Here is a 24,709-nt window from a genome sequence, read left to right on the forward strand (position 1 = left end):
GCGGCTGGGGTTTTTTATGCTTACCATTTCATTTTAATTACTTCTGAGCCTGCTAACAGATACGCCCCGGCTCCGTAAACTTCCCAGCTTTCGGCGTTAAAATTCCGACGCGGATCGGCTCCAATCGGCTGGACCCAGCCTACTTTCCCAGCGGGTGTAAGTAGGGTATTCAAGCCCGTCCAGGCTTTCTGAACGACGGGTTTAAATTTGGCTTTATCTAAAATTCCCTGATTAATACCCCAGGCCATTGCGTAGCAATTAAAGCCGGAACCGCTGCCTTCACCACCGGGAAAAGATTCAGGGTCGAGCAAACTCGAACGCCATAACCCGTCGGCCTGCTGCAAGGCCGCTAGTCGGTTACTCATCTCTTTAAACTGCGTCAGATAAAAATCCCGTTGCGGATGGTTTTTGGGTAACTCCTGCAACACACGCACCAGACCACCCATTACCCAGCCATTTCCTCGTGACCAGAAAATCTTTTTGCCATTCGCTTCCTTTTTTCCCTCGCCACTGGAATTAACCAGATACGAAGCATCACGAGCGTATAAATCTTCTTCGGTGTTATAAAGCAGATCGTAGGTCTGCTTGAAAAGCGTGTCGTTTTGAGTTAAGTAAGAAGGATCATTCAGGGTTTTGCTCAGTTTTGCTAACACTGGCGGAGCCATGAACAAGGCATCACACCACCACCAGGTAATACCATGCGTTTCACTTCAACGCCGGGTACCTTACGTATCTTCTGCACCGTGTCGATGGTTGCCTGAATCATACGGCGATCTTTTTTGATCCGGTACAAATCAATGTACGTTTGGCAGATTGCAATATCATCAGCGTGATCATACCGATTACCGGGTAACCAATTATTTCGTTCACCCATCAGCATCAGTGAATCCAGAATTCGCGACGATTTAGTAGTTTCGTAGGCGGCCATCACGCCCGCATAAAACGCCCCGTTGGTCCAGTCCGTAGCCTTATGTTTGGGATTGCTTAATTGCCAATCCGTAACTTTGAGCATGGTTTCTTTGATGTAGTTTTTGGAAAACACATCATCTTTCGGAGGTTTCTGTTCGGCGAAACTGGGGCTTGAAAGCAAAAAGCTCGCCAGTAATCCCGCGGTGAAGGATAAAAATTTCATAGATTTAGTAGTAAAGAATATCAAATAATAGGACGTTACTTCGCCTACTAAACCCTATGGCAAGGTTGCTTACTACATTCAATCCATTCGTATGCGAATTCATATTTTAGGAGCCTCGGGCTCGGGAACCACTACGCTGGGTCAGCATTTATATCAGAGAACAGGTATTCCACATTTCGATTCTGATTATTATTTTTGGCTACCCACAACGCCCCCTTTTCTGGAAAAAAGAAATCCTGATGAACGAATGGCTATGCTGAATGGAGATTTGGCCGGCTTAAAGAGCTATATCCTGACGGGTTCGGTAGTGAGTTGGGGGGAATCTATGAAATCAAAATTTGACTTGATTATTTTCTTAACCATTCCTCCTGCCATTCGATTGGAGCGATTAAGAAGAAGGGAACTGGAGCGGTATGGCGAAATCATATACACCAATCCCGAAAGAAATAAACAGCACCTGGATTTTATGGAATGGGCGGCTGGCTATGATCAGGAAAATTTCAGTGGGAGAAGTAAAATAGGGCAGGAACGTTGGCTGGCAGAGGTAACGTGTCCGGTATTACGAATTGAAGGGGACACCACGATTGAAGAACGCATGACCCAAAGTCTGGCGAAAATTGAGGAGTTATCCCGGAATGGATTGCATTCCGGGATGAGTTAATTAAGCCTTAGGGTGAGCCTGGGCGTAGGCTTCTTTAAGTTTTTCGATGGAGTTATGCGTATAAACCTGCGTAGCAGCCAGTGAACTGTGGCCTAGTAGATCTTTAATGGCGTTCAGGTCGGCTCCACGGTTGAGTAAATGAGTGGCAAAACTGTGCCTTAGTACGTGAGGACTCCGTTTTTCCAGCGAAGAAACCATGGAGAGGTAACGTTTCACAATTCGCTGAATCATTACCGAATAGGCTTTATTACCAGTATCTGACACGATAAGAACATCTTCGCAGGCCCCCTGAAAGGTGTCCGTTTTAAATTGCTGATATTGGCGAATTAATTTATATAAAGATGCAGACAGCGGAATGATGCGATGTTTATTACGTTTACCCAGAACAGTTAGCGTACGTTCGTAGGCATCAAGATCGGCATCTTTCAATCCAACCAGTTCAGATAAACGCATACCTGTACCGTACAGTAATTCCATGACCAGTTTGTCACGAACACCGCCAAAATCGTCCGGGAAGGTAATGTCATCGAGCAAAGTCGTCATCTCCTGTTCGCGAACAAAAGTGGGTAAAGTACGATCCGTTTTAAGGGCTTTAATTGATAAAGTAGGGTCGTTTAAAATAACCCGCTTCCGTAACAGAAAGCCATATAAAGCACGTAGCGTAGCAATTTTACGATTGATGGAGCGGTTGTCCAGTTTTTTCTCAGCCAGGCTGGCTATCCAGGAGCGAATCATCTGGAAATCAGCTTTTTCGGGAGCATCTAGTTCATAGCTCTCCACCAGATAAGAAGAGAACTGTTCTAGATCTGAGCGATAGGCCGTAAGCGTGTGTTCACTCAGACGCTTTTCATATTTGATGTGCTGAAGAAAATAAGTAATCATGGCGTGCAGTTTGACAAGCACCGCAATATAGGGAAAGAAATGAGGGGATAACAAAAAAGCAACCAGAAGGCTGCCTTTTAGGGTAAGTAATGGAATGCCGAATCAAGAGTTATCTCTCAAACGTATAATCACTTACGTATCTGGGGGAAATAATATGATTAGAATTTTAGGTATGGGTTAATTCTAATCCTCTTTTTTAATAGATCTGCTTTGGGGTAATGTCTGATACAAAAATGAATCGTTAAAGAATGGAATGTTAAACTATTTCGATAAAATGCAGAATTTACCAGTTAAAAGGTTTGTAATTGATTTTTTCTGGGAAACGAAAAGCGTTTTAACTTATGCTTATTTGATAAGTAAAAGTTAAGTAGTAAATTTATTTTTAAAAAAATTAATTATGTGACTTCAATTGTTTGTAAAAGGTTAATAATGTACGATAATAGGATGTTTTATTGTGAATTTTTAATCAATGATATATGTATATTTTTGCGTATTAATACTTATAAAAATAAAACTAAAAATGAATAAAAATATTGTTAGTGCGAACAAGTGGAAATATAAACGAATTGTTCAATATTTGTCGTTAATAGTACTATTTGCCGCCTTGTAATCAGACGCTTTTTTTACTAATTCCACCACAGAGAAAATGAATAGATTGAAAAGACGCATGAAAGCGAAAGTGAGCACACAGAAACCTCTAATAATCAGTCATGTATCCGCCAGATGACACCAAATATGAAAAGGATTACGAACGCATTAGCATCGATTGAAGATACTATACTATCTCCGCAGCTATGGAAAATGGTAGAGCAATGGTCAATGGCTTTGCTGATTGAGAATGAAGAAAGGATTATTACTTATGTTAATGAGAGCTATTGCAACTTACTTAATATAAGTAAAAAGCCGGAAGAATTAATTGGGCAATCTTCCTTAGTACTGGTGGAGGAATTACGATATAATTACACCTATAGTGAAGAGGAACGAAAGGTTTTTCTTTCTATAGTTGAAGACAAAAAAATAGTTGAAAATTTTATCTATCCGGTGCAGGAAGATTTAATATTAGTGATTGACTTTATCCCATTATTAAACGAAGATAAGAAAGGTTGGTACATTTGGAAATTTCAAAATAAAAGTAATAGTAGCCTTTTACACCGAGCAATTGAAGAGGAAAATAATAACTATTGGGCAATCATAGATAAGATGGATTTAGGGGTTTTGGAAGTAGATAATAATGACGTAATCGTTAGAGCTTATCCACGATTTTGCGAGATGGTAGGTTATACACAGGATGAATTATTAGGAAAAATTGCATCTAAAATTTTGATTCCAGAGGATTTACATGAGTTTATTACTGGACAAAATAGGGATCGAATTGAAGGGAGAACGGGTAACTATGAATTGCCTTTACTAAAAAAGAATGGCCAGTTGGTTTGGGCGATTGTCAATGGAGCTCCTTTATATAATTCAGAAGGTAAAGTATCAGGATCGATCGGGATTCATTACGACAATACGGAACGAAAAATTCTCATGGAGGATTTAGCGAAAGCTAAAAAATCTGCCGAGGACGCTCAGTATGCAGAGAAGCAATTTCTGGCTAATATGAGTCATGAAATAAGAACTCCGCTGAATGCAATTGTTGGGATGACTCATCTTCTGTATGATACGACTATTACAGAGGAGCAAAAAGAATACATTGATATTTTAAAATCTTCATCTACTGTTTTACAAAATATATTAACGGATATTTTAGATATTTCTGCCATTGAAAATAGAACACTAGAATTTCCAATAACCAATTTTGATTTACATCGATTAGTTTATTCATTATTTAAAATATTTGAAATTAGAAATACAAAAAAAGAATTAACTATTACCTTAAACTACGATCACACGATCGATTCAATGGTAGAAGGTAATGAAAGGGCTGTGTATCAAATATTGGCTAAAATAATTAATAATGCCTATAAGTTTACTGAAAAAGGATCTATTGAAATTATAGTAAAAAAATGGAAACAGGAAGGCGATATAGAAGTAATTCAGTTTGAAATTAAGGATACTGGTTTTGGTATTGAGGAAGATAAACTGGAGCTGATTTTTGATAAATTCAAGCAATTGCCTGACGATACAGGTTACAAATTTCAAGGGGTAGGACTAGGCCTGGCTCTGGTAAAGCAACTGGTAGATATGGCTGGTGGAACGATTTCTGTATCAACGGCCAAAGGAACAGGAACGCATTTTGTGTTACAGATACCTTTTAGAAAAGGCCAGCCTACGGGCCCTGAAGTGAGTCTGGGAACCAGCCCTTCAGAGCGTAAGATTTTGGTTGTTGATGACAACCTCATGAACCGCAAATACGTTTGTGGCCTGCTGGATAAGCAGGGCTATACCTACGAAATTGCTATTGATGGCCAGATGGCGGTACAAATGTTGTATCAACAAAAGTATGATCTGGTTTTGATGGACATACAGATGCCATTTCTGGACGGCTATGAAGCTACGATCATCATTAGGTCGACAGACAACGTCAATAAAGATGTCCCGATCATTGCCCTGACAGCGTCGGCCATGAAAGAACAAACCGATCATTCGCTCGAAGTCGGGATGAATGATTTCTTAACTAAACCCTTTACTCCAAAACAATTCATGGAGAAAATAGCCTACTATGTTTCTTCAGATTCTATTAGCCAGATGTCAGAAAGTCAATGGAATTACCATTCAGAATTAAACCAAAATTACCTGCACGAGTTGTACGGAGAAGAATGGTCTTATGCGTATGAAATGTTTCAGACATTCATGCAGGATGTATTACCCGAGTATAGTAAACTTCGCCCCTTGCTTGAACAGGAAGACTGGAAAGGTTTAGCCAGAGAAGCTCATAAATTGAACCCTCCACTGGCCATGGTAGGATTAACAGATTTACAGAAATACCTCAAAAACATTGAGATTCAACTTACTCAGGACGGTAAGGTAGATGATATTTGGGAAAAAATATCCTATTTCGAGAAAGAACTAACCCGCATGACTGTTATCTTAGCCCAAGAAGTTGACAGACTTGCCCATAAAACTGCTGCTCCATGAAATTAAAATGCGTTATTGTAGATGACGAATTGATGGCTCGGCTCTCCCTTGAACGCTTATGTGAAAAGCGAGAAGAGTTAGAAATCTTAGGAATATTTGATCAGCCTACGGAGTGCCTGAGTTTTTTAAGACAACAAGTCATTGATTTGCTTTTTTTAGATGTTGAAATGCCGGGTTTGAATGGATTAGAATTGCTAGACCAGCTTTCGTATATGCCATCAGTTATTCTGACTACTTCTAAAACAGAGTATGCGTTCGATGCTTTTCAATACCAGGTAACGGATTATCTTAAAAACCTATTTCACTGCCTCGCTTTATGCAGGCTGTCGATAAAGCTATTGAGAAAAAAGTTTCTGTTAAAGTTGCTGCTGTAAAAGAAACGGATGTCAATGAAATTTATGTCAAAACAGAAGGACGATACATACGGATTGTTTATGACAATATTTTATATATCGAAAATGTAGGGGATTATGTAAAGATTCGGACCATTAATGGCTCGCATATTGTGTATGCCACGATGAAAAACCTGGAAGAAAAATTGAATCCTAAATACTTTTTCCGGGTGCACCGAAGTTTTATTATTAACCTTTCTAAAATTGTAGATATTGAAGAAAGTAATCTGGTTATTGCCGACAAAGTTATTCCTATTAGTCGAGCGAATAAGCCAGAGTTATTAGAGAAATTAAATATTCTTTAATAGAAGAATATGTAGCAGTAAAAAGGGTTGGCTATCGAAGCCAACCCTTTTGTGTTAAATGCTATAGCCAATAGTGTGTTTAATTTCCTTGAGGACGAAGGTGCTGTTTAGCGTTCCGATATTTTCCAGTTTGGACAACTTGTACTTCACGAAATCGTGGTAATCGTTCAGGGAACGGAGATTGATTTTTAATAAGAAATCAACCTGACCGGCCATGTGGTAACATTCCTGCACCTCTTCAAGCTCCTGAATGTTCTGTTCAAATTTTTCGATGAACGCTTCATTGTGATAACGCATAGAAACCTGGCAGAAGATCGTAATGGGCTGCCCTAGCATGGTTTTATCCAGAACTGCTACGTACTGTTTAATGTAGCCCAGCGTCTCCAGCCGTTTGATGCGTTCATACACCGGAGAGATCGTAAGGTTTAGCTCGGCTGCGAGTTCCTTGGTAGTCATTTTTGCGTCTTGCTGAAGCAGTCGGAGCAGGGTTCGGTCGAGATCGTCCAGATTTTCCATAAGCGGATAAAAAGCTGCCAAAAATTTTTCTACAATGGGTTATTATAGAAATAGTGTTTCAGTGAATTTAATGGCAAATGTAGCTTGATGCGAGAATATTTTCTTATTTATTACAGATGATTCCATAAATATTACTTTAAATATAGTTTTGCATCGGAAGAAGTTCTGTTGTGAATCAGAATGGAATCCGTTTAAATGGTCGGTTCACACTTAATCCTTTTCTGACCTATGGATACTATTTTAGTTATTGGAGCCGGGGGGCAAATTGGTACTGTGCTAGTGCAGGCTCTCCAACAGAAGTTCGGCCTGAACCGGGTAGTCGCTTCTGATCTTAAAACACCCCAGGTGTTCTCTGGAATTTTTGAAACACTCGACGCCACGAAGGCTGAGGCTATCACAGCTTTGGTACGTCGCTATGAAGTAACTCAGATTTATCACCTGGCGGCTATCTTATCTGCGAGTGGGGAGGCAAATCCTATTCGTACCTGGGAACTGAATATGCAAACGGTACTGAACGTACTGGAAGTAGCTCGCGTAGAAAAAGTCAGTAAGGTCTTTATTCCCAGCTCTATTGCCGTATTTGGGCCATCGGCCAATCCGGTTAATACTCCTCAGCAGTCCTTTCTGGACCCTACGACTGTGTACGGAATCAGTAAGGTTGCCGCGGAAAACTGGATGCAGTATTACTATACGAAGTATAACCTGGATGTTCGATCCATTCGTTATCCGGGCGTGATTAGCTACCAGTCTATGCCCGGTGGGGGAACGACGGATTATGCCGTAGATATCTATCATAAAGCCGTTCAGGGTCAGGATTATGAGTGCTTCCTGTCGGAAGACACCCGTCTGCCCATGATTTATATGGACGATGCCATTCGGGCAACGCTGGAGTTGATGGAGGCAGATGCTGACCAGATCACCGTGCGTAATTCTTACAATTTAGCGGGGTTGAGTTTTACACCGGCGGAGGTTGCGGCAGCCATTCAGCACTTTTTTCCAACGTTTCAGACGACTTACAAGCCGGATTTTCGTCAACAGATTGCAAATTCGTGGCCTCAAAGCATTGATGATTCCGCGGCTCGTCGGGACTGGGGTTGGAAACCAGCCTACGATTTGACACGAATGACCGAAGACATGATTCATCATCTGGATCATCAATACCATGCCGATTTAACTCAGGTCTAAATTTAGTAATGTATGTACGGATCTATTAAGGAAGAACTTCAGCAGGAGCTGGCTGCCATTGAAGCCGCTGGTTTATATAAGAAAGAACGAATCATTGTGACGCCTCAGTCGGCAGTGATCGGAATTGTAAACGGAACGGAAGTACTGAACTTCTGTGCCAATAATTACCTGGGTTTGTCGTCACACCCGGACGTCATTCAGGCCGCTCACGAAACCATTGATTCTCATGGTTTTGGCATGTCTTCGGTTCGTTTTATTTGCGGTACACAAGACATCCATAAAGAACTGGAAAAGGCCACGGCTGAGTTTGTCGGAGCCGAAGACTGTATTCTCTATGCTGCTGCTTTTGATGCCAATGGAGGCGTTTTTGAGCCTTTACTCAATGAGCAGGATGCTATTATTTCAGATGAACTGAATCATGCTTCCATCATTGATGGGATTCGTTTATGCAAGGCCAAACGTTTCCGTTACAAGAATAATGACATGGCCGATCTGGAAGCACAATTGAAGGCTGCTGCTGGATCGCGTCGTATCCTGATTGTCACGGATGGCGTGTTTTCCATGGATGGCACCATTGCCCAGTTGGATAAAATCTGCGATCTGGCCGATCAGTATAACGCAATGGTCATGGTAGACGAATGCCACGCCAGCGGTTTTATTGGTAAAACAGGCCGCGGAACGCCAGAATATAAAAATGTCTTTGGTCGCATTGACATTATTACCGGAACGTACGGAAAAGCCTTAGGCGGTGCTTCGGGTGGATTTACGGCGGCTCGGAAAGAGATTGTTGATCTGCTGCGTCAGCGTTCGCGTCCGTATTTGTTTTCCAATACGCTGGCTCCGGCCATTGTAGGAGCTTCGCTGAAGGTGCTGGATTTATTAAAGTCTTCTACGGCTTTACGCGATAAACTCGAAGAGAATGCCCGTTACTTCCGGCAGGAAATGACCGCCGCTGGTTTCGATTTATTGCCCGGAGAGCACCCCATTATTCCCGTAATGCTATACGACGCTCCCTTAGCTCAGGAATTTGCTGCGAAGTTACTGGAAGAAGGCATTTACGTCATTGGTTTCTTCTATCCGGTAGTACCTCAGGGAAAAGCCCGAATTCGGGTGCAAATCTCCGCAGGTCACGAACGTGAACACCTGGAAAAAGCAGTGGCTGCGTTTACGAAAGTGGGTAAGGAACTCGGCGTTATTAAATAAGTATTGATTATTAGTTGATGGGTACTTCCCGTCAGCTAACAGATTTTTTGGTTTTCATAGTTACACTTCAACGAAAATTCAAAAGCCATGACTGATTCAGCCATGGCTTTTTCGTTTTAGGCCTGTTCAGTATAGATATATTCTTTCTGAATCATTTCTCAATAAGGCTTTATAAGCCTGGCTTGTAATGCAAGCCAAACGAGATACTCATTAAATCAGGATAACCTGGAACAAAAGAGAGTGCAAAGTCGCATTTCCTGGTTAGCGTATACTTGTACTCGAACTCACCGCCATACCAAAGGAAAAGGTGTTGCCAGGGGTCATCAATGTCTCCCCGAAATCGATTCAAGTTCTTGTAACCCTTGAGCCGAAGCCAGTTTTTACGAAAAACTAAAGTTGGACCAATCCCACCGTATAGGCTATGTTTTTCTGTTTTAAAAATTTTAGCTCTTATACCCACGTGTTCAAATCCACCTAGCTGAGCGGCACAATCAGCGTACAAAGCACTCGCTATCTTTACGGAAAGAATATCCTTCACGATGAATTTCTCGTAAGATAAAACACCTCCAATGTTTAGGACCAGATAACCCTTGCTATCGAATCGGCGGGGCATTAAAAATGCATTTTCTCTTTCTCCTTTGGGGTGAATAGACAAACCGAAAAACTTTAATCCGAAATTATCCTGAGCCTTGGAAGAAACACTAATTAACCCCAACCACAGGGCTATGAATAGGGCCGGTTTCATTTTAGCATTCTAAGACGTAGATGTAATGTAAATGTCTGATTAGTAGCTGGCAAAAGTATTGAATTAAACTTTCGCTGCTAGATATAAATGAATATTCAGTAAAGCACAGGCGTTACGCATCAGGCCCATAGCTTCTTTCAGGGGGACCACTTTCGTAAGAATGAATTCGTCGTGATCGGCTCCGGTGGTTTGGGCGTCATAACTGAAAATTTCCTCGCGGCTTAGCTCCAGTTCGACGTAGAAAAAGTACATGGCTTCGTCGCTCGTGCCGCTGCTGGGAAACAAGGGTTTTTCATTCAGTTGATGAACCTGATCAGCAGTAACAATTAACCCGGTTTCTTCCTGAATTTCCCGCACGGCCACATCAAGCGGTAAGTCCGAACCATCCACCATGCCGGCGGGGTGTTCGTACATGTAACTCCCGTCGCAAATGCGGCGTTGTTGCACCAGCAGCAGGTATTTTTCTTTTGTTTCTTTATCAATCAAACAGGTAAGGATCGAAATAACTTCCCCCTTGATAAAGCAGAGCGGAAGAATTTTATGGCCTTCAGGAACCGTCGCATCCAGATTGAATAACCCGAAAAGCAAGTCACCATCGGAACGATATTTTGTGAATAACTCTTCCGTGCCGTGAATAATAACGCCGTTGCGTTGGAGGTTCTTTAACCAGAGTTTAAACTTGGTGGATTGTGCGTAGTCGCCCATCTTGTTTTTATTAATCTTATAAGAATGGCTCAAATTACTCGTTTTCCCTGCAACGGACGATAAAACAACTGCATCTTTGTTATGAAAAATATGATCATGAATCTTATGAAATCTTATCAATTAGTGGCCTTCGGGCTTTTAGCCTCCCTGTCTGGTTACGCTCAGCAAACCAAAACGATTGATATTAAGTCCTTTAATAAAGTCAGAATTCTGGGATGCGTAACAGCCGAGTTATTAAAGAATGACAGTCCATCACTGGTAATCACCACCCCAAAATCGCTGGACGATTCTAAAGTAACCGTTGAAACGAAGAACGATGAGTTAATCATTCGTCAGAATTGGGAAAAGGAAGTAGTCAAGAAAGGGGATTGCCGCACCAGTGACATTCACGTAAGTCTGGCTTACACTAATCTTGAATCACTGTATACGGGTGTGGGTGCCGATGTGAAAGTATTGCAGGTGGTGCAAACCCGCGATCTGGATCTTCAGGCGGCTACCGGAAGCCAGATTACCCTCGAAGCCGACGTTCGCAATCTGAAGGCGAAAGCTGCTCAGGGGGCCGTTCTGGAGTTGTCGGGCAAGGCTTCTGAACAACAAACCAGTGTAAATACCGGTGGAGAAATTCACGCTTATAACTTAACAAGTGAGGACGCTTTCGTAAAAGCCAACACGGGCGGAGTGGCGTGGATTACCGTTACGCAACGGCTGGATGCCTCGGCTAATACCGGCGGAGCCGTTCGTTACAAAGGAAAGCCTTCCCGGAAGAACGTCAGTTCTAATTTGGGCGGCGAGGTGAAAGCCGAGTAGTTCATAGTTTTTAGCGACCGCGGTTGTTAGTTATTAGATTGATATTCTTGGCTTTATGGTTAAGTCATAGATTATTCAATAACGATAAGAACTTACTAGCACGAACATCCCGAAAGTTTTAAACTTTCGGGATGTTCGTATTCTATTAACGCCCAGTGGGCAGAGGAATCACGGGTAAGCTTTCATTTCCGCCTTCCGTGATGGATTGAACGGCGAAGAAATAAGAGTCACGCGAGTAGGGGAGCGTAATCGACGTATCCGTCACGAAAAACTTCTTTTGCCAGAAAGGCTGATAGGTTTCCCGCATTAACACATAATAGCCCTTCACTTTTCCGCTTTTCGGAGCTTTCCAATTCAGTTTAGCATAATTGGCCGATCCTTTTACTTCAATCTTGACCTCCTGAGGCATTTGTGGAGCTTTGGCTAAGTTCGCCAGGGCGGCCAGATTAACTCCGGCATTTTTACGGAGGTATTCAAAATCCATGAACTTGATCAAATCGCCGTATTCTTTACCTTTTTCGGTATGAATATCCTGGTGTTGGTGATCAAAGTTTTCATTCATTTCGGTAATACGAACCGCCGCAAACCCACGATTGACAAAAGGCGTATGATCACCCCCGCGTTGAAAACGGTCGTTTCGGTAAATCAAAACCACTTCCAGATTTTCAACGTAACGTTCGCCCACCTCTTTCATGTAACGAGCTAACTGACGCGTTTTTCCGTCGTTTTCCGCCCCAATGGACCGAATTGTAGCGGCCTGCTCGGCAGTCTGGTAGGCGGGTAAGCCTTCACTGAAAACCCGAAGTCTCGTGTTATCAATAACACTCATTTCACTTCCGGCTGAGGAACCCATGGTATCGTTATTGAGAATGGCTTCCAGATTCCATTTTTTATCAACGGCCTGTTGAGCATAATAATCCGCTCCGTATAAACCCTGTTCTTCTCCGCTCACAATCAAAAAGACAAGGGTAGCCGGAAATTTGGCCTGAGCCATAACCCGAGCCAGCTCCAAAGCCGTGGCTACTCCAGACGCATCGTCATTGGCACCGGGCGAATCAATATCCCGGTTCATAATATCGAAAGCACGGGAATCGATGTGGGCAGAAATGACAAAAACGCGATCATCCGCAGGATCGGTGCCTTTTAAGGTAGCGACGACATTGGCAATTTCGTGTTCCTTATCAATCCGGCGACCGTCGGGTTTTAAGGTCCAGCTTTGTAGTTCTGCGGTTAAACGGCCACCGGAGTTTTTAGCGTAAGATTGAAATTTGGAAAGCGTCCATCGACGAGCCGCTCCAATTCCTTTTGTGGCATCCGTGACTGAACTCATGGTGTGACGAGAGCCAAAGGAAACCAGTTTTTCTACACTGGCTTTCATGGAATCTGCCGAAATAGCTTTGACATAACGCTCAATTTCCGGGTCGCGATTCACTATTTCCTGAGCATGACTAACAAGTGGGAGGAAGAAAGCTCCGAGGAGCAGGTAACGTTTGAACATACGATCTCAAAAGTATTGGTCAGTGATGAAGCAAAGTAATACTTCTGAGCTCATTCCGATGGGAGAATAGATGGGCTGGGGAATTTAGGATGGAAAACCCTGAAGAAAGGCTACGAATGTCAGTATAGCTATAAAACAAAATAAGGCCGAGCGAAACGCTCAACCTTATCCCACTTAACCTCTAAACCTATTTTACTATGAAAAAACGCTAACCTCTTGTGAATAATACGACACGGCCTCTTTCACTTATCTTTCCTTCGTGTCTGGTTTTGGAACTCTTCACTAGTAAACATAGTTCCAAAAAATGCATTCCAAAGAGAACAAATCCTGCGAAATGAAATTTCTGCAATTTCGCTAAAGCTTTCGAAAAGAAACTATTTTTTGAAAACTTAATTTTATTGAGAAATCAAATCTTCAACTTCTTTTCTGGTAACTACCACAAAGTTACAAATCATTTCTGATACTTCCTGGTATTTTACAATTTACTTGTCCTCGTTTGACATTACAAATGTAGATACACTAATTTAAAAGTCCAAACTTGGAAAATTACAATTTCAAAATATTATTCGGAATAATATCCTATTTTAAAAGCACTATTACGAAAAATTTGATACAAAAAGACCGCTAGGTAAAATATTATATGGATAAATATGGAATAAAGTTCCTGAAAATATTACTTTCCAAAAATTGAAAATTCTTTAATAAGTACAATCATTCGTTAAAATTATTCATCGTCTTGTCAATTCCTAAAGTGCAAAAAGACAAAAGAATGTCAATGCATTTATCCAGACGCTCGGGAATTAACTCTAATTCAGCTTTCGGAAATTCACCCAAAACGTAATCTGCCTGTCGTCCTTTCGGGAAATCGCCTCCGACACCAAACCGTAAACGAGCGTATTGATCCGTACCAAAAATTTCCTGAATATTTCGTAACCCGTTGTGCCCGCCGTGCGATCCTTTGGAACGAACGCGAAGTTTTCCGAAGGGAAGGGCAATGTCATCCGTAATAGTTAACGTATTTTCAATGGGAATTTTTAATTCCTTCATCCAGTAGTTAATCGCCTTCCCGCTCAGGTTCATGTACGTAGTAGGCTTGATCAGGTATATCGTACGACCTTTATACTTGAGTTCGGCTCCGTAAGCCAGTCGGCCTATATCAAATTTTAATCCTTCCTGAGCCGCCAGCCGATCCAGAACCATAAACCCGATGTTATGACGGGTCAGGGCATATTCCGGGCCAATGTTTCCCAGACCCGCGATGAGATACTTCATGTATTTTTAGATTAAACGGATAAATTTCTTTGGCACATTGTACAGAAGATCAACGCATCCGCAATTATTTCGCAATTGAAAAGCGAATTTCGCCCCTTAGGATTCCTAAATCCTAATTTCGTTTGCCTAATTTTGCCATCCTATGCAGCGACGATTGCTTCTTGCCAGTCCCTTGTTGGAAATCACAATTAGTCGATTGTGCCAACAACTTATTGAGAATCACCAATTATTTGCAGATACCGTTATTCTGGGTCTGCAACCCCGGGGTATTCATCTGGCCCAACGAATTCATCAGGAACTACAACAGACCACCGGAACGACTATCCCTTTCGGTTGGCTCGACGCTACTTTTCACCGGGACGACTTCCGCCGCCGGGAGTCAATCGTTCGTCCGAACCAGACTAAAATTCCTTTTACCATTGAAGGGAAAAAGGTAATTCTGGTGGACGACGTGATTGCGACAGGTCGGATGGTACGGGCCGCTCTGGATGCCATGACCTTCTTTGGTCGCCCGGAACGCATTGAACTGGCGGTATTGATTGACCGTCGATACAATCGTGATATTCCTCTCGCTCCAGATTACGTAGGTATGAAAGTCAACACGCTCGATACGCAGCGGGTAATCGTGGAATGGAAAGAACAAGGCCACGAGAAAGACGGTATTTGGCTCAGTGATTAATGGAATAGATGTTTCCCCCTCCGATCTTTTTGAGGGGGCTTTTTTTGAATACACCATTTGTTTTCGCTCATCAACGGAAACTTAATTTATACGAACGTGCTAAGTACAAGACATTTACTAGGCATTAAAGACCTCACTGAAGAGGATATTCAGCTCATCTTCCAAACCGCGGACGAGTTTAAGGAAGTGCTCAATCGCCCCATTAAGAAGGTTCCTTCCCTGCGTGACCTTACCATTGCAAACGTCTTTTTTGAAAACTCTACGCGTACCCGTCTGTCGTTTGAGCTGGCCGAAAAACGTCTTTCTGCTGACGTAATTAATTTTTCATCTTCAGGAAGTTCGGTAAAAAAAGGGGAGACCCTGCTGGATACGGTGAATAACATCCTGTCTATGAAAGTAGATCTGATCGTGATGCGTCACAGTTCACCCGGAGCACCGCATTACCTGTCTACACGCATTCCTGCTAATGTGGTAAATGCGGGCGACGGTACGCACGAACACCCCACGCAGGCCTTGCTGGATGCATTTTCCATTCGTGAAAAACTGGGTGATGTGGCGGGTAAGAAAGTGGCGATCATTGGCGATATTTTACACTCTCGCGTAGCACTTTCGAATATTTTCTGTCTGAAAAAACTGGGTGCCGAAGTAATGGTTTGCGGTCCGAGCACGTTGATCCCTCGGTACATTCGTGATCTGGGGGTCATCGTTTCGCATGACGTTCGCGAAGCCTTACGCTGGTGCGACGTAGCGAACGTACTACGGATTCAACTGGAACGTTTGCAGGTGAAGTACTTTCCAAGTCTGCGGGAATATTCGTTGTATTATGGCATAACCAAAGCCATGCTGGATGAACTGGATAAACCTATTGTATTAATGCACCCCGGCCCCATTAACCGTGGGGTGGAGTTAAGCTCCGATGCCGCTGATTCTCCTGAGCATTCTATTATTTTGAATCAGGTAGAAAATGGCGTAGCTACGCGGATGGCAGTGTTATACCTATTGGCTGCTCAGCGTTAATAGATTCATCGCGTTCGTTAATCGAATGCGTAGGGAAGGGGTAGTCATACCTGTAATAATAGATTGACTAATAATTGATTTTGTGCGGATTAGACGCGATCAATCGCGTCTCTACAGTAAAAAAGGGATCGAATTTCGATCCCTTTTCTTTTTTATCTACATATAACCCAAAACAAATAAACTCCAAACGCTCTACCCAATCAGTCGTTTTAAGCTAGCTAGGATCACCACAATACCTACCATAATCATCATGGCCTTGAGGGGTAACTTACTGGCCAGACGAGCCGCGATGGGAGCCGCAATCACTCCTCCGAGAATTAAGCCCAGGATTACCTGCCACTGCGAAAGTCCGATGACTAAAAAGAAAGTCAAGGAAGAAGAGAAGGAGATAAAGAATTCAGCCAGATTGACCGAGCCAATGGTATACCGGGGATGCCGACCCGAAGCAATCAGAGTAGATGAAACGATAGGTCCCCAGCCGCCACCGCCAATGGAGTCCATAAATCCACCAAACCAGGCCAGGGGGCCAATCATTTTGATCGGGTTCTTTTTCTGACGCTTGATGAGGGCTTTGCGGATAATGACGATCCCCAGGATGAGGGTATAAACGGAGACGGCGGGTTTTACGTAGTCCATGTATTCTTCCAGCACCGAAGAAAGCAAATAAGCCCCTAATACCGCTCCAATGACGCCGGGAATCAGAATAACTTTAAATAGCTTGGCATTCACGTTGCCGTATTTCAGGTGCATATAACCCGAAACGCCGCTGGTAAATATTTCGGAAGTATGGACACTCATGGAAATCACGGAAGGGGAAACGCCTACGCCAGCCAGAAAAGTAGCGGCTGAAACGCCATACGCCATGCCCAGAGCTCCATCTACCATCTGAGCCAGAAAGCCACCGAGAACATACCACAGAATATCAACGGTAATAGAATTGAAAGCGGTAATGATGTTCTCTACTGTCAGAAATTTGAAGATCAAATGACCAACAATCATTAATGCCAGGGCATTAACTATATGAATAAAAACCTCCGCAGGTTTACGTTCTCTTTTCCAGAGCGTAATGATGGCTTCTTCAAACGGGTTTTTTCGACGCACTTTAGCTTTCGAAGGTCTAGGTTGGGTCGATTGAATGAGGTCTGGCGTGGATTCCATGCAGTATTGTTTACCTACAAAAATAGTAGAGTATTTACTACTCCACCAAATTAGTAGAATAATATATTCACGATTTAACAAATCCTTAAGCTTGCAGACGACGCTGGTAGATGTGTAATGGTCTGTATTTTAGATGGTTATGGTAATTTTCATAAAAAAGGGAGCTTCCTGAAAGCTCCCTTTTTTATGAAAATTAAAATGATCGCTACTGTTTGATGTAAATCACTTTTTGTGCGGCCTGAATGCCATCCTGATCAAATTGCCGTTTGATTTGTTCCTGCATAAAGTAATAAGTATCCCAGTAATGAGCAGGAGTGGTCCAGACACGAACATCGTAAGTAGCCGAATCGGGCTGAAGTTTGGTTAGTAACACATCGTGTGGTCGGTCTTTCAGAGCATGAGGGCAAGCGTCTACTGCTTTCTGAATGGCCGATTTGGTGGCTTCCAAGGTATTCTGACTTCCCACCCCAAAGACCATATCCACCCGGATTATACCTTTGCCGGAAATATTCGTTAAAGGGCTGGTCGATAGGGGCCCGTTGGGGATAATGATGGTTTTATTATCGGGAGTAACTAAAATGGTGTTAAAAATCTGAATGGCTTCCACGACCCCTGTAAATCCCTGTGCTTCTATCAAGTCACCCACCCGAAAAGGTTTAAAAATCAGAATCAACACGCCTCCTGCAAAGTTCGCCAGACTTCCCTGCAAGGCCAGCCCTACGGCTAAACTCGCCGCACCCAGAATGGCTACAAAAGAGGTCGTTTCAATCCCCAGAATGCCCGCACAGCTCAGCAGAAGCATGACATTCAGTAGGACATTAATCATGGAAGAAAGAAAAGGTTGTACGTCCCGATCGATCTTACTTTGATTCATGCGACTGGACAAAAACCGGATCAATTTTCCGATGATAAAACGACCGATCAGAAATGTAGCTAAGGCAAGTAATACTTTCCCGCCGTATTGGGAAATAGCCAGAAGGGCAACGTTTTTAGCGTTTTCTAAATCCATTTTGGATTACTATTAAGGGTAAAGGCTGCTTTTAAATCGAGGTAATATTAAAGCTTATTATCTAATATGATAACTAATATCAATATTTATTAGTAAACGGTACGTTTGGCTCTGATACAGAATTGGTAAAAAGAGGGGGGATTTTTGAACTAAAAAAGCTAAAGCTGCTTTTAAAAAGTAAAACTCTGATTGTCAAATATTTAAAATATTTAACATATAAAAGTATATTAATCTACTTATTTTATAGGATAAATAGTTTTAATTTGCTGTATCAACCGAAACGCCATGAACAATCCTATTATTGACTTAAAAATTCAGGGTAATTCCAGCCGCCTGCTGGTATATGAAGTACTGAATGCCGTTAGCCGCCGAAAAGGGAATCGCGTTCGCCAGGTCGATTTCGATTATCAGGAGCATACCCAACGCGGCATCATCAAAGTGGAGCTACATGAACCTGAACAAGTATTAATTCGAAGAATAATGGCCGTTTCCGGCGTTTCTAAAGTGTTCCCGATTACCGCATAAGATTACCCAATTTTTTGCGTACATAACCATAAATTCTATGAAAGGTCTGGACTTCAACATTCTCGCCTTTGCCATCCCACTATTCGTTTTTTTCATTGGCTTAGAGTATTATCTATCCTTACGTCAACAAAAAAAAGTCCATCACTTTGCCGATTCCGCTACCAACGTTGGGGTAGGCATAGCCGAACGGCTTAGCGACTTGTACGTTAGCAGTCTTTTCTATTACGTCTTCGACTTTATTCATCACCATTTTGCCCTTTTTGACATTAAGGAGAACGCTTGGACGTTTATTCTGCTTTTTCTGGCGACAGATCTGGTCTGGTACTGGTACCATCGCTTTGCCCACGAGATTAACCTCTTCTGGGGCGTTCACGTGGTGCATCATCAAAGCGAGGAATTCAATTATACCGTTGCCGCACGGATCACGGTTTTCCAGGCCATCGTCCGGGGAGCTTTCTGGTGCGTCTTACCGCTAATTGGATTTTCTGCGGAGATGATTACGGTGTTATTACTCATTCACGGAGCCTATCCCTTCTTTACGCATACCCAATTGGTAGGAAAATTGGGCTGGCTGGAATACATTTTCGTTACTCCTTCGCACCACCGCGTTCATCACGCCAGTAATGAAATATATCTTGATAAAAACTACGGCGATGTGCTGATTATCTGGGATAAGATTTTTGGTACGTTCGTCGAAGAAACCGAAACGCCAGTCTATGGCTTAACGAAGCCTTTAAAGAGTTATAGTTTTCTCTGGCAGCATTTCCATTTTTTAATGGAGATTGCACTTTCAGTGAAAAAGACGCCCGGTTTTCTCAATAAACTCGGTGTCGTTTTTGGAAAGCCAGCTAACTTCGATCCTAATGTCAGGGGAGAACTGGAGGAAATATTTCTGTCTCAACAACCGGAAGTGGTGGTCAGTCGCCACATGCGAATTTACGTTATTGCTCAACTGGTGGCCGTTTCCGTTCTGCTCTTTTTCCTGATTTTACTGGATCATTACTGGCCCTCAAGTATTCGTATCGGTGGCGGCGTTTTTATTCTGCTAACGCTGATTAACATCGGTGCGATTTTAGAAAAAAAAACCTGGGTTTTGTATCTGGAGTACGCTCGCATTTGTGGCCTGATTCTGATGTTCTATGCTTTTACCGAAAATGCCTGGCTATTGGTGGGACTAAACGTGATTAGCGTAGTACTGGTCTTTACTTCGGGTTTTCTGCGTCGTCAATACGTGCATTGGGTGTACGAATAAATCAATGATGAAATCATCAGTTAGCAGTGAAGAACTACGAGCAAAACCAGTACCTTGCCCGTAGTTCTTCACTTTTTAACCTATAGGCAACGATGGCACAACCAACAGAAGAAACCCTGATCCAGGTGCTGGAACGATTGAAGAAAGAAGGATTTACGCTGGATTTTAATCTCGAACCAGATTCCATTCATTGTTCGCAGGAAAACCTGCGACTGAAACCTGAAGCGTTTGAAATAGTAGAAACGGTGCGACTGGAAGGTATGTCCGATCCTGATGATAATGTAATCGTGTACGCAATTGAATCTCGCGACGGCGAGAGAGGAGTGTTGATCTCAGCTTATGGGGTCTATGCGGAAGAAAGCACGAGTGCCGAACTGGCGGCTAAGCTGGCCGTGAATCGCGAGTCCTGATTCACCGTTTAATGGATATTCACATTTATTAGTTTTTCTCCCTTTGAAAACGAAATTACCGAACGTCGGTACGACTATCTTCACGACGATGTCGCAACTGGCCCAGCAACACGGGGCTTTAAATTTGTCACAGGGGTTTCCGAGTTTTGATGCCGCCCCGGAGTTAATCAATCGGGTCGAGACCTACCTTCGAAAGGGAGTTAATCAGTATGCTCCAATGACGGGTGTGGCTCCGTTGCGTGAAATGCTGGCTCAGAAAACCGAACAGATTTCGGGGCTGATTTACCATCCTGAACGAGAAATTACGGTTACTTCTGGAGCAACCGAAGCTCTTTTTGCTGCTATTTCAGCGGTGGTTAGTCCGGGCGATGAGGTTATAATCTTTGAGCCAGCGTATGATAGCTACGTTCCGGCGATTGAACTGAACGGCGGTGTTCCGGTTTTTATCAGTTTGCAAGCCCCTGATTTTAAAGTTAGTTGGTCGGAAGTGTCCGAAAAAATAACGGATCGAACCCGGCTGATGATCATTAATACGCCGCATAACCCGACGGGTCAGGTTTGGCATAAGGACGATCTGAATCAGTTAGCAAGATTGATTAAAGAGCGGGAAATTTACCTTGTAGCCGATGAGGTCTATGAACACATTACCTTCGATGGAATCCCTCATGTTTCAGTAGCCCAACATCCCGACTTATTTGAGCGAACGTTCGTCTGTAGCTCCTTTGGCAAGACGTTTCACATCACGGGCTGGAAGGTGGGTTACTGTCTTGCTCCGGCAGAATTGAGCACTGAATTTCGAAAAATTCATCAATACCTGACCTTCAGCACCGTCACTCCCATTCAGTTCGCTTTAGCGGACTACTTGCAGGAACCGGAGCATTACCTTTCCGTTGCAGAATTTTATCAGCAAAAACGGGATTTTTTTCTTAAGAACCTCGAAGGTTCGGCCTTTAGCTGGAAGCCTTCGCAGGGTACGTTTTTCCAGAGCCTTTCGTATCAGGGATTAAGTGAAGAAGGGGATGCCGAATTAGCCATTCGATTAACCAGAGAATACGGCATCGCTTCCATTCCGACCTCCGTTTTTTATCAGCAAAAAACCGATCAAAAACTGTTGCGATTCTGCTTCGCAAAGGATAACAGCATGTTGCAACAAGCGGCAGAACGACTATTAAAAATTCAGTGGTAATGCCTTCAGAATCATAAACCAACTAAAAATGCCGCCGGAAGATCCAGTGGCATTTTTTTCCTTGATTGCATACACACTTACTTAATAGTAGTCAAATTCTGAAAAACAGAACATGGTTTTGGTTAAGTAAAACTTTATCTCTCGTACTAACTAACGATTAACGTATAGGGCAGTTAGTAAGGCCCGGGCATTGGGAGCTAGTTCGAGGTTTTCGTCAACAAAGTCATAGACGATTTTTCGCTGACGGTTAATGACGTAAACGGCGGGAATATAGGCGTCGTCGGAAATACCGGAGACCCGTTCCCAAAGGGGGTGAAAATCAGAGTAAACCCCGAAACTGCGGGCAATCTGATTGTGGCGATCATAAGCCAGATTAAAATCCAGGTCTTCGTAATCAGCCAATTGTTGCAGCATAGGAGCAGGCTCGTTGGAAAGTACCAGTAACTCGCCACCTAATCCCTTGATACTTTGGTTGAGCGTTTGCAGCACCCGTAAATGCTTGGGAGCATAGGCGTTCCAGCAGGGGCAATAGAAACTCAATACCAACGGTTTTTTCTGAACCAGTTCTGCCAGACTTAGCTCATGCCGACTTTGAAACTGATCTGCCAACGAGGCATTCCAGACCCCAGAGCTCGCTTTTAGCGAAAAGGAGGGAACCGTCTGACCTTCCTTGAAAGGGCTTACGCGTTCGGGTCGTTTATTAATCAGAGGCTTAATTTTTACTGTATTAATTTGCCCCGCTTCATCTTCAATTTCGTATAACATGGCAATAAGCGTTTATAGTCTGTCAGGAGGATGCGATCTGGTGGCTGTGGCGGGACTCGAACCCGCGTCGGAAGCTTTGCAGGCTTCTGCCTCACCACTCGACCACACAGCCCGTGTTGTGGTTGGATGATGCAAATATATATGAAAATATATTATCTATAGAACTAGTAGAGTAATAATTTTTTAGAAATTTATAAAGTCACTTATGAGAGTAAGATAGGTATTTAGTAATCAAATAGTTAGAGTATAAGTCTTAAAAAAAGAATACGTACGGAGAATGCAGTCATTCATTACCCTGTAACTTCAGCAAAGAAAAATAGCCTACAGATCATAAGTTTTACGATCCTACTCACCTATAAGTCATGATGAACTTTCCCGAATTTCTTAGTCCCTATCAGGCAGACCTGGAGAAATATAAGATGGAGACGGTACTGATCAATGCTACTCCAATTGCCAATGGCGAGTCCTTAAGTATTACGCAAAGCAAATTTTTAGGCCTGCCTTTTCTTCCGGTCGGTGTGGATTATCCCGAAGACAGTAAGGGAACCCCCATGATTCTACTGGCTCAGATTAATTTTTCGGAACTCCCTTCTTTACCTGAGTACCCTTCCGAGGGTATTCTGCAATTATTCGTATCACCCGACGATTGGTATGACATGGAGGAATACGCCGTTTTATACCATGAAGATTTGACGCAGGAACATCAGAAAGACTTTTCTTTTCTAACGGATGATTTTTACCTGGACAGTCCCATTTTAAGCGAGCACGCCTTGCAGTTTGAAAAAAGCGTAGAATATGGTGGTGTAGCAGACGAGCGGTTTGATTATATGTTTGGTGAACAGGACTATTGGGATTTTGAAGAATCATTAGCTGAAGAAGATGCAAAACAACTGGGCACCTTTTTTACATCGGGGGGCAGTAAAGTAGGAGGGTATGCCTATTTCACACAGCAGGATGTTAGATCTTACAGCCCGTCTAAGAAAAATGATTTGCTGTTATTACAAATTGATAGCGATGAAAAGATCATGTTTGGCGATTCAGGCGTAGCTAACGTGTTTATTAATCCAGATGATCTAAAGAAGAAGGACTTTTCAAAGGCCTACTTCTATTGGGATTGCTACTAATGATTGATACACTAAAAGGAACAGAATCAGATGGTTTTGTTCCTTTTTTTGAATGAGGTAAATGTTGCCTTCTACCGCTGCCAGCCAAACACGTCCAGCTTACTGAAGAAGTAGTTCGATCATGCCACTGCCAGCTTTTTCGCTGGCAGTGGCATGATCGGGCTATTTTTTGAGAAATAAATTTATTTGATAAACAACTAACAACTAACAACTAACAACTAACAACTAACAACTAACAACTAACAACTAACAACCGCAGCGGCGGCCGCTAACAACTAACAACCGCTAAATCAACCAGTCCAGAGTATCGCGGATTAGTTTTTGAACGACTTGCTCCGGGGCAGGAGCAAACTCGTTACTGACCCGATTCGCTACAATAGCACTCAGTGAAAGCATTTCGTGTCCGAGCATTTTTCCAAATAAATAATAAGCTGCTGTTTCCATTTCGAAGTTGGTGATTCGATTCCCATTCCAGTTGAACTGATTCAGCGTGTCGATGCTATTAAGAATTTTCGGGGCCAATCGAAGGCTGCGTCCCTGCGGGGCGTAAAAGCCGGGGCAAGTTAACGTGATCCCGGCAAAAACGTTGGGAATGAGTCGGGTAGTGAACCCATCGAGTAAAGTTTGAGAGCCATCAACGGCGTAAGGCTGTAACCTTAATTGCAGGGAATCTTTTAATTCCTGACAAAATTCGGGATACCAGCGTGATTCGTCGGTATCATAAAAATCAAGTAAGCCGTCCAGACCCACGCCTGAGCTGGATGCCACTACCGATCCCACCGGAATATCGTATTGCAAACTTCCTGAAGTACCAATGCGGATGATTTTCAGAGGATTAAGAGAAGGCAGCGGTTCGCGACGTTTAAGATCAATGTTCCGAACGGCATCTAGTTCCGTCATGACGATCTCTACATTATCCGAACCAATGCCTGAAGAAACCACGGTTAACCGCTTTTTGCCAATAGAACCAGTGTGCGTTACAAACTCGCGGTGCTGTTTTTTTATTTCAATCCGATCAAAAAATTGGGAAATCATTCCGACCCGGTCGGGGTCTCCAACGACGATTACGGTATCTGCTACATCTTCTGGCAAGAGTTTTAAGTGATAAATACTACCGTCGGGATTAAGAATTAATTCAGAAGCAGGATAGGGCATGGCTTTTACAAATCAATGAAAGTACTAAGTTTGAGAAACGATTAGGGA

General features: G+C 42.9%; 26 protein-coding genes and 1 tRNA gene. 14 read left to right on the forward strand and 13 right to left on the reverse strand.

Annotation, left to right across the window (positions count from 1 at the left end; all coding sequences use genetic code 11):
- Window positions 1-20 precede the first annotated feature (20 nt).
- Both BWI96_RS19905 and BWI96_RS23015 read right to left on the reverse strand, forming a co-directional pair.
- Window positions 21-665 carry a glycoside hydrolase family 88 protein gene (locus BWI96_RS19905; RefSeq protein WP_255400711.1) on the reverse strand — a complete coding sequence of 215 codons (645 nt, stop codon included), beginning with the start codon at window positions 663-665 and terminating at the stop codon, window positions 21-23.
- Window positions 647-1,132: a glycoside hydrolase family 88 protein gene (locus BWI96_RS23015; RefSeq protein ID WP_255400712.1), complete on the reverse strand. Its 486-nt coding sequence runs from the start codon at window positions 1,130-1,132 to the stop codon at window positions 647-649. The genes BWI96_RS19905 and BWI96_RS23015 overlap by 19 nt, the downstream gene beginning before the upstream one ends.
- A gap of 91 nt (window positions 1,133-1,223) precedes the next feature.
- Here BWI96_RS23015 and BWI96_RS19910 point away from each other — a divergent pair, with 91 nt between their 5' ends.
- Window positions 1,224-1,793 (forward strand): AAA family ATPase, encoded by a 570-nt coding sequence (locus BWI96_RS19910; RefSeq protein WP_106638270.1) that lies wholly within the window; start codon window positions 1,224-1,226, stop codon window positions 1,791-1,793.
- Here BWI96_RS19910 and BWI96_RS19915 read toward each other — a convergent pair whose 3' ends face one another.
- Window positions 1,794-2,675: a tyrosine-type recombinase/integrase gene (locus BWI96_RS19915; RefSeq protein ID WP_106638271.1), complete on the reverse strand. Its 882-nt coding sequence runs from the start codon at window positions 2,673-2,675 to the stop codon at window positions 1,794-1,796.
- Window positions 2,676-3,410: 735 nt separating this feature from the next.
- On the opposite strand from BWI96_RS19915, the gene BWI96_RS19920 reads away from it, so the two are divergent.
- Genes BWI96_RS19920 through BWI96_RS22640 form a run of 3 tightly spaced genes read left to right on the forward strand, consistent with a single transcriptional unit; the run spans window position 3,411 to window position 6,450 of the window.
- The gene (locus BWI96_RS19920; RefSeq protein WP_198555322.1) at window positions 3,411-5,753 is read left to right on the forward strand and encodes a PAS domain-containing hybrid sensor histidine kinase/response regulator; all 2,343 of its coding nucleotides are present in this window, start codon (window positions 3,411-3,413) and stop codon (window positions 5,751-5,753) included.
- Window positions 5,750-6,127 (forward strand): LytTR family DNA-binding domain-containing protein, encoded by a 378-nt coding sequence (locus tag BWI96_RS22635; RefSeq protein WP_232793826.1) that lies wholly within the window; start codon window positions 5,750-5,752, stop codon window positions 6,125-6,127. The genes BWI96_RS19920 and BWI96_RS22635 overlap by 4 nt, the downstream gene beginning before the upstream one ends.
- Window positions 6,070-6,450 carry a LytTR family DNA-binding domain-containing protein gene (locus BWI96_RS22640; RefSeq protein ID WP_232793827.1) on the forward strand — a complete coding sequence of 127 codons (381 nt, stop codon included), beginning with the start codon at window positions 6,070-6,072 and terminating at the stop codon, window positions 6,448-6,450. Before BWI96_RS22635 ends, BWI96_RS22640 begins: the two co-directional genes overlap by 58 nt.
- A gap of 54 nt (window positions 6,451-6,504) precedes the next feature.
- Here BWI96_RS22640 and BWI96_RS19930 read toward each other — a convergent pair whose 3' ends face one another.
- A complete protein-coding gene (locus BWI96_RS19930) occupies window positions 6,505-6,987 on the reverse strand; it encodes an Lrp/AsnC family transcriptional regulator (RefSeq protein ID WP_232793828.1) in 483 nt (160 codons plus the stop codon).
- A gap of 207 nt (window positions 6,988-7,194) precedes the next feature.
- Between BWI96_RS19930 and BWI96_RS19935 the strand changes: the two genes are divergently transcribed.
- Window positions 7,195-8,151 (forward strand): NAD-dependent epimerase/dehydratase family protein, encoded by a 957-nt coding sequence (locus BWI96_RS19935; protein ID WP_106638273.1) that lies wholly within the window; start codon window positions 7,195-7,197, stop codon window positions 8,149-8,151.
- Between the two features lie 12 nt (window positions 8,152-8,163).
- Entirely contained in the window at window positions 8,164-9,354 is a 1,191-nt protein-coding gene (gene kbl / locus BWI96_RS19940; RefSeq protein ID WP_106638274.1) for a glycine C-acetyltransferase, read from the forward strand.
- Between the two features lie 169 nt (window positions 9,355-9,523).
- On the opposite strand, the gene BWI96_RS19945 is transcribed toward kbl, so the two are convergent.
- Window positions 9,524-10,099, reverse strand: a complete 576-nt coding sequence (locus tag BWI96_RS19945; RefSeq protein ID WP_106638275.1) for a hypothetical protein — start codon at window positions 10,097-10,099, stop codon at window positions 9,524-9,526.
- Between the two features lie 63 nt (window positions 10,100-10,162).
- Window positions 10,163-10,804 (reverse strand): NUDIX hydrolase, encoded by a 642-nt coding sequence (locus BWI96_RS19950; RefSeq protein ID WP_106638276.1) that lies wholly within the window; start codon window positions 10,802-10,804, stop codon window positions 10,163-10,165.
- Window positions 10,805-10,909: 105 nt separating this feature from the next.
- On the opposite strand from BWI96_RS19950, the gene BWI96_RS19955 reads away from it, so the two are divergent.
- Entirely contained in the window at window positions 10,910-11,611 is a 702-nt protein-coding gene (locus BWI96_RS19955; protein ID WP_157830461.1) for a head GIN domain-containing protein, read from the forward strand.
- A gap of 145 nt (window positions 11,612-11,756) precedes the next feature.
- Here BWI96_RS19955 and BWI96_RS19960 read toward each other — a convergent pair whose 3' ends face one another.
- Both BWI96_RS19960 and pth read right to left on the reverse strand, forming a co-directional pair.
- Window positions 11,757-13,109, reverse strand: coding sequence for a M28 family metallopeptidase (locus tag BWI96_RS19960; protein WP_106638278.1), 1,353 nt, complete (start codon window positions 13,107-13,109; stop codon window positions 11,757-11,759).
- Window positions 13,110-13,820: 711 nt separating this feature from the next.
- The gene (gene pth, locus BWI96_RS19965) at window positions 13,821-14,381 is read right to left on the reverse strand and encodes an aminoacyl-tRNA hydrolase (RefSeq protein ID WP_106638279.1); all 561 of its coding nucleotides are present in this window, start codon (window positions 14,379-14,381) and stop codon (window positions 13,821-13,823) included.
- Between the two features lie 142 nt (window positions 14,382-14,523).
- On the opposite strand from pth, the gene pyrR reads away from it, so the two are divergent.
- A complete protein-coding gene (gene pyrR / locus BWI96_RS19970) occupies window positions 14,524-15,060 on the forward strand; it encodes a bifunctional pyr operon transcriptional regulator/uracil phosphoribosyltransferase PyrR (RefSeq protein WP_106638280.1) in 537 nt (178 codons plus the stop codon).
- 96 nt (window positions 15,061-15,156) lie between these two features.
- Window positions 15,157-16,077 (forward strand): aspartate carbamoyltransferase catalytic subunit, encoded by a 921-nt coding sequence (locus BWI96_RS19975; protein WP_106638305.1) that lies wholly within the window; start codon window positions 15,157-15,159, stop codon window positions 16,075-16,077.
- 192 nt (window positions 16,078-16,269) lie between these two features.
- Here BWI96_RS19975 and BWI96_RS19980 read toward each other — a convergent pair whose 3' ends face one another.
- The gene (locus tag BWI96_RS19980; protein WP_106638281.1) at window positions 16,270-17,235 is read right to left on the reverse strand and encodes a sulfite exporter TauE/SafE family protein; all 966 of its coding nucleotides are present in this window, start codon (window positions 17,233-17,235) and stop codon (window positions 16,270-16,272) included.
- A 205-nt stretch (window positions 17,236-17,440) separates the two neighbouring features.
- Window positions 17,441-18,244, reverse strand: a complete 804-nt coding sequence (locus BWI96_RS19985) for a mechanosensitive ion channel family protein (RefSeq protein WP_106638282.1) — start codon at window positions 18,242-18,244, stop codon at window positions 17,441-17,443.
- Between the two features lie 285 nt (window positions 18,245-18,529).
- On the opposite strand from BWI96_RS19985, the gene BWI96_RS19990 reads away from it, so the two are divergent.
- The 4 genes from BWI96_RS19990 (at window position 18,530) to BWI96_RS20005 (ending at window position 21,617) form a co-directional block, all read left to right on the forward strand.
- Window positions 18,530-18,769: a hypothetical protein gene (locus tag BWI96_RS19990; protein ID WP_106638283.1), complete on the forward strand. Its 240-nt coding sequence runs from the start codon at window positions 18,530-18,532 to the stop codon at window positions 18,767-18,769.
- A 37-nt stretch (window positions 18,770-18,806) separates the two neighbouring features.
- Window positions 18,807-20,021, forward strand: a complete 1,215-nt coding sequence (locus tag BWI96_RS19995; protein ID WP_232793829.1) for a sterol desaturase family protein — start codon at window positions 18,807-18,809, stop codon at window positions 20,019-20,021.
- Window positions 20,022-20,113: 92 nt separating this feature from the next.
- Entirely contained in the window at window positions 20,114-20,431 is a 318-nt protein-coding gene (locus BWI96_RS20000; RefSeq protein ID WP_106638284.1) for a phosphoribosylpyrophosphate synthetase, read from the forward strand.
- 43 nt (window positions 20,432-20,474) lie between these two features.
- On the forward strand, window positions 20,475-21,617 hold the full coding sequence (locus BWI96_RS20005; RefSeq protein WP_106638285.1) for a methionine aminotransferase: 1,143 nt from the start codon (window positions 20,475-20,477) through the stop codon (window positions 21,615-21,617).
- Window positions 21,618-21,767: 150 nt separating this feature from the next.
- Here BWI96_RS20005 and BWI96_RS20010 read toward each other — a convergent pair whose 3' ends face one another.
- The gene (locus BWI96_RS20010; RefSeq protein WP_106638286.1) at window positions 21,768-22,382 is read right to left on the reverse strand and encodes a redoxin domain-containing protein; all 615 of its coding nucleotides are present in this window, start codon (window positions 22,380-22,382) and stop codon (window positions 21,768-21,770) included.
- Window positions 22,383-22,420: 38 nt separating this feature from the next.
- Window positions 22,421-22,494: transfer RNA gene (locus tag BWI96_RS20015), tRNA-Cys, on the reverse strand.
- 250 nt (window positions 22,495-22,744) lie between these two features.
- Here BWI96_RS20015 and BWI96_RS20020 point away from each other — a divergent pair.
- Window positions 22,745-23,506, forward strand: coding sequence for a YwqG family protein (locus tag BWI96_RS20020; protein WP_106638287.1), 762 nt, complete (start codon window positions 22,745-22,747; stop codon window positions 23,504-23,506).
- Window positions 23,507-23,791: 285 nt separating this feature from the next.
- On the opposite strand, the gene BWI96_RS20025 is transcribed toward BWI96_RS20020, so the two are convergent.
- Window positions 23,792-24,661, reverse strand: a complete 870-nt coding sequence (locus BWI96_RS20025; RefSeq protein ID WP_106638288.1) for a nucleoside phosphorylase — start codon at window positions 24,659-24,661, stop codon at window positions 23,792-23,794.
- Window positions 24,662-24,709 lie beyond the last annotated feature (48 nt).

Source organism: Siphonobacter sp. SORGH_AS_0500 (genome assembly GCF_002838835.1).
Lineage (GTDB): Bacteria > Bacteroidota > Bacteroidia > Cytophagales > Spirosomataceae > Siphonobacter.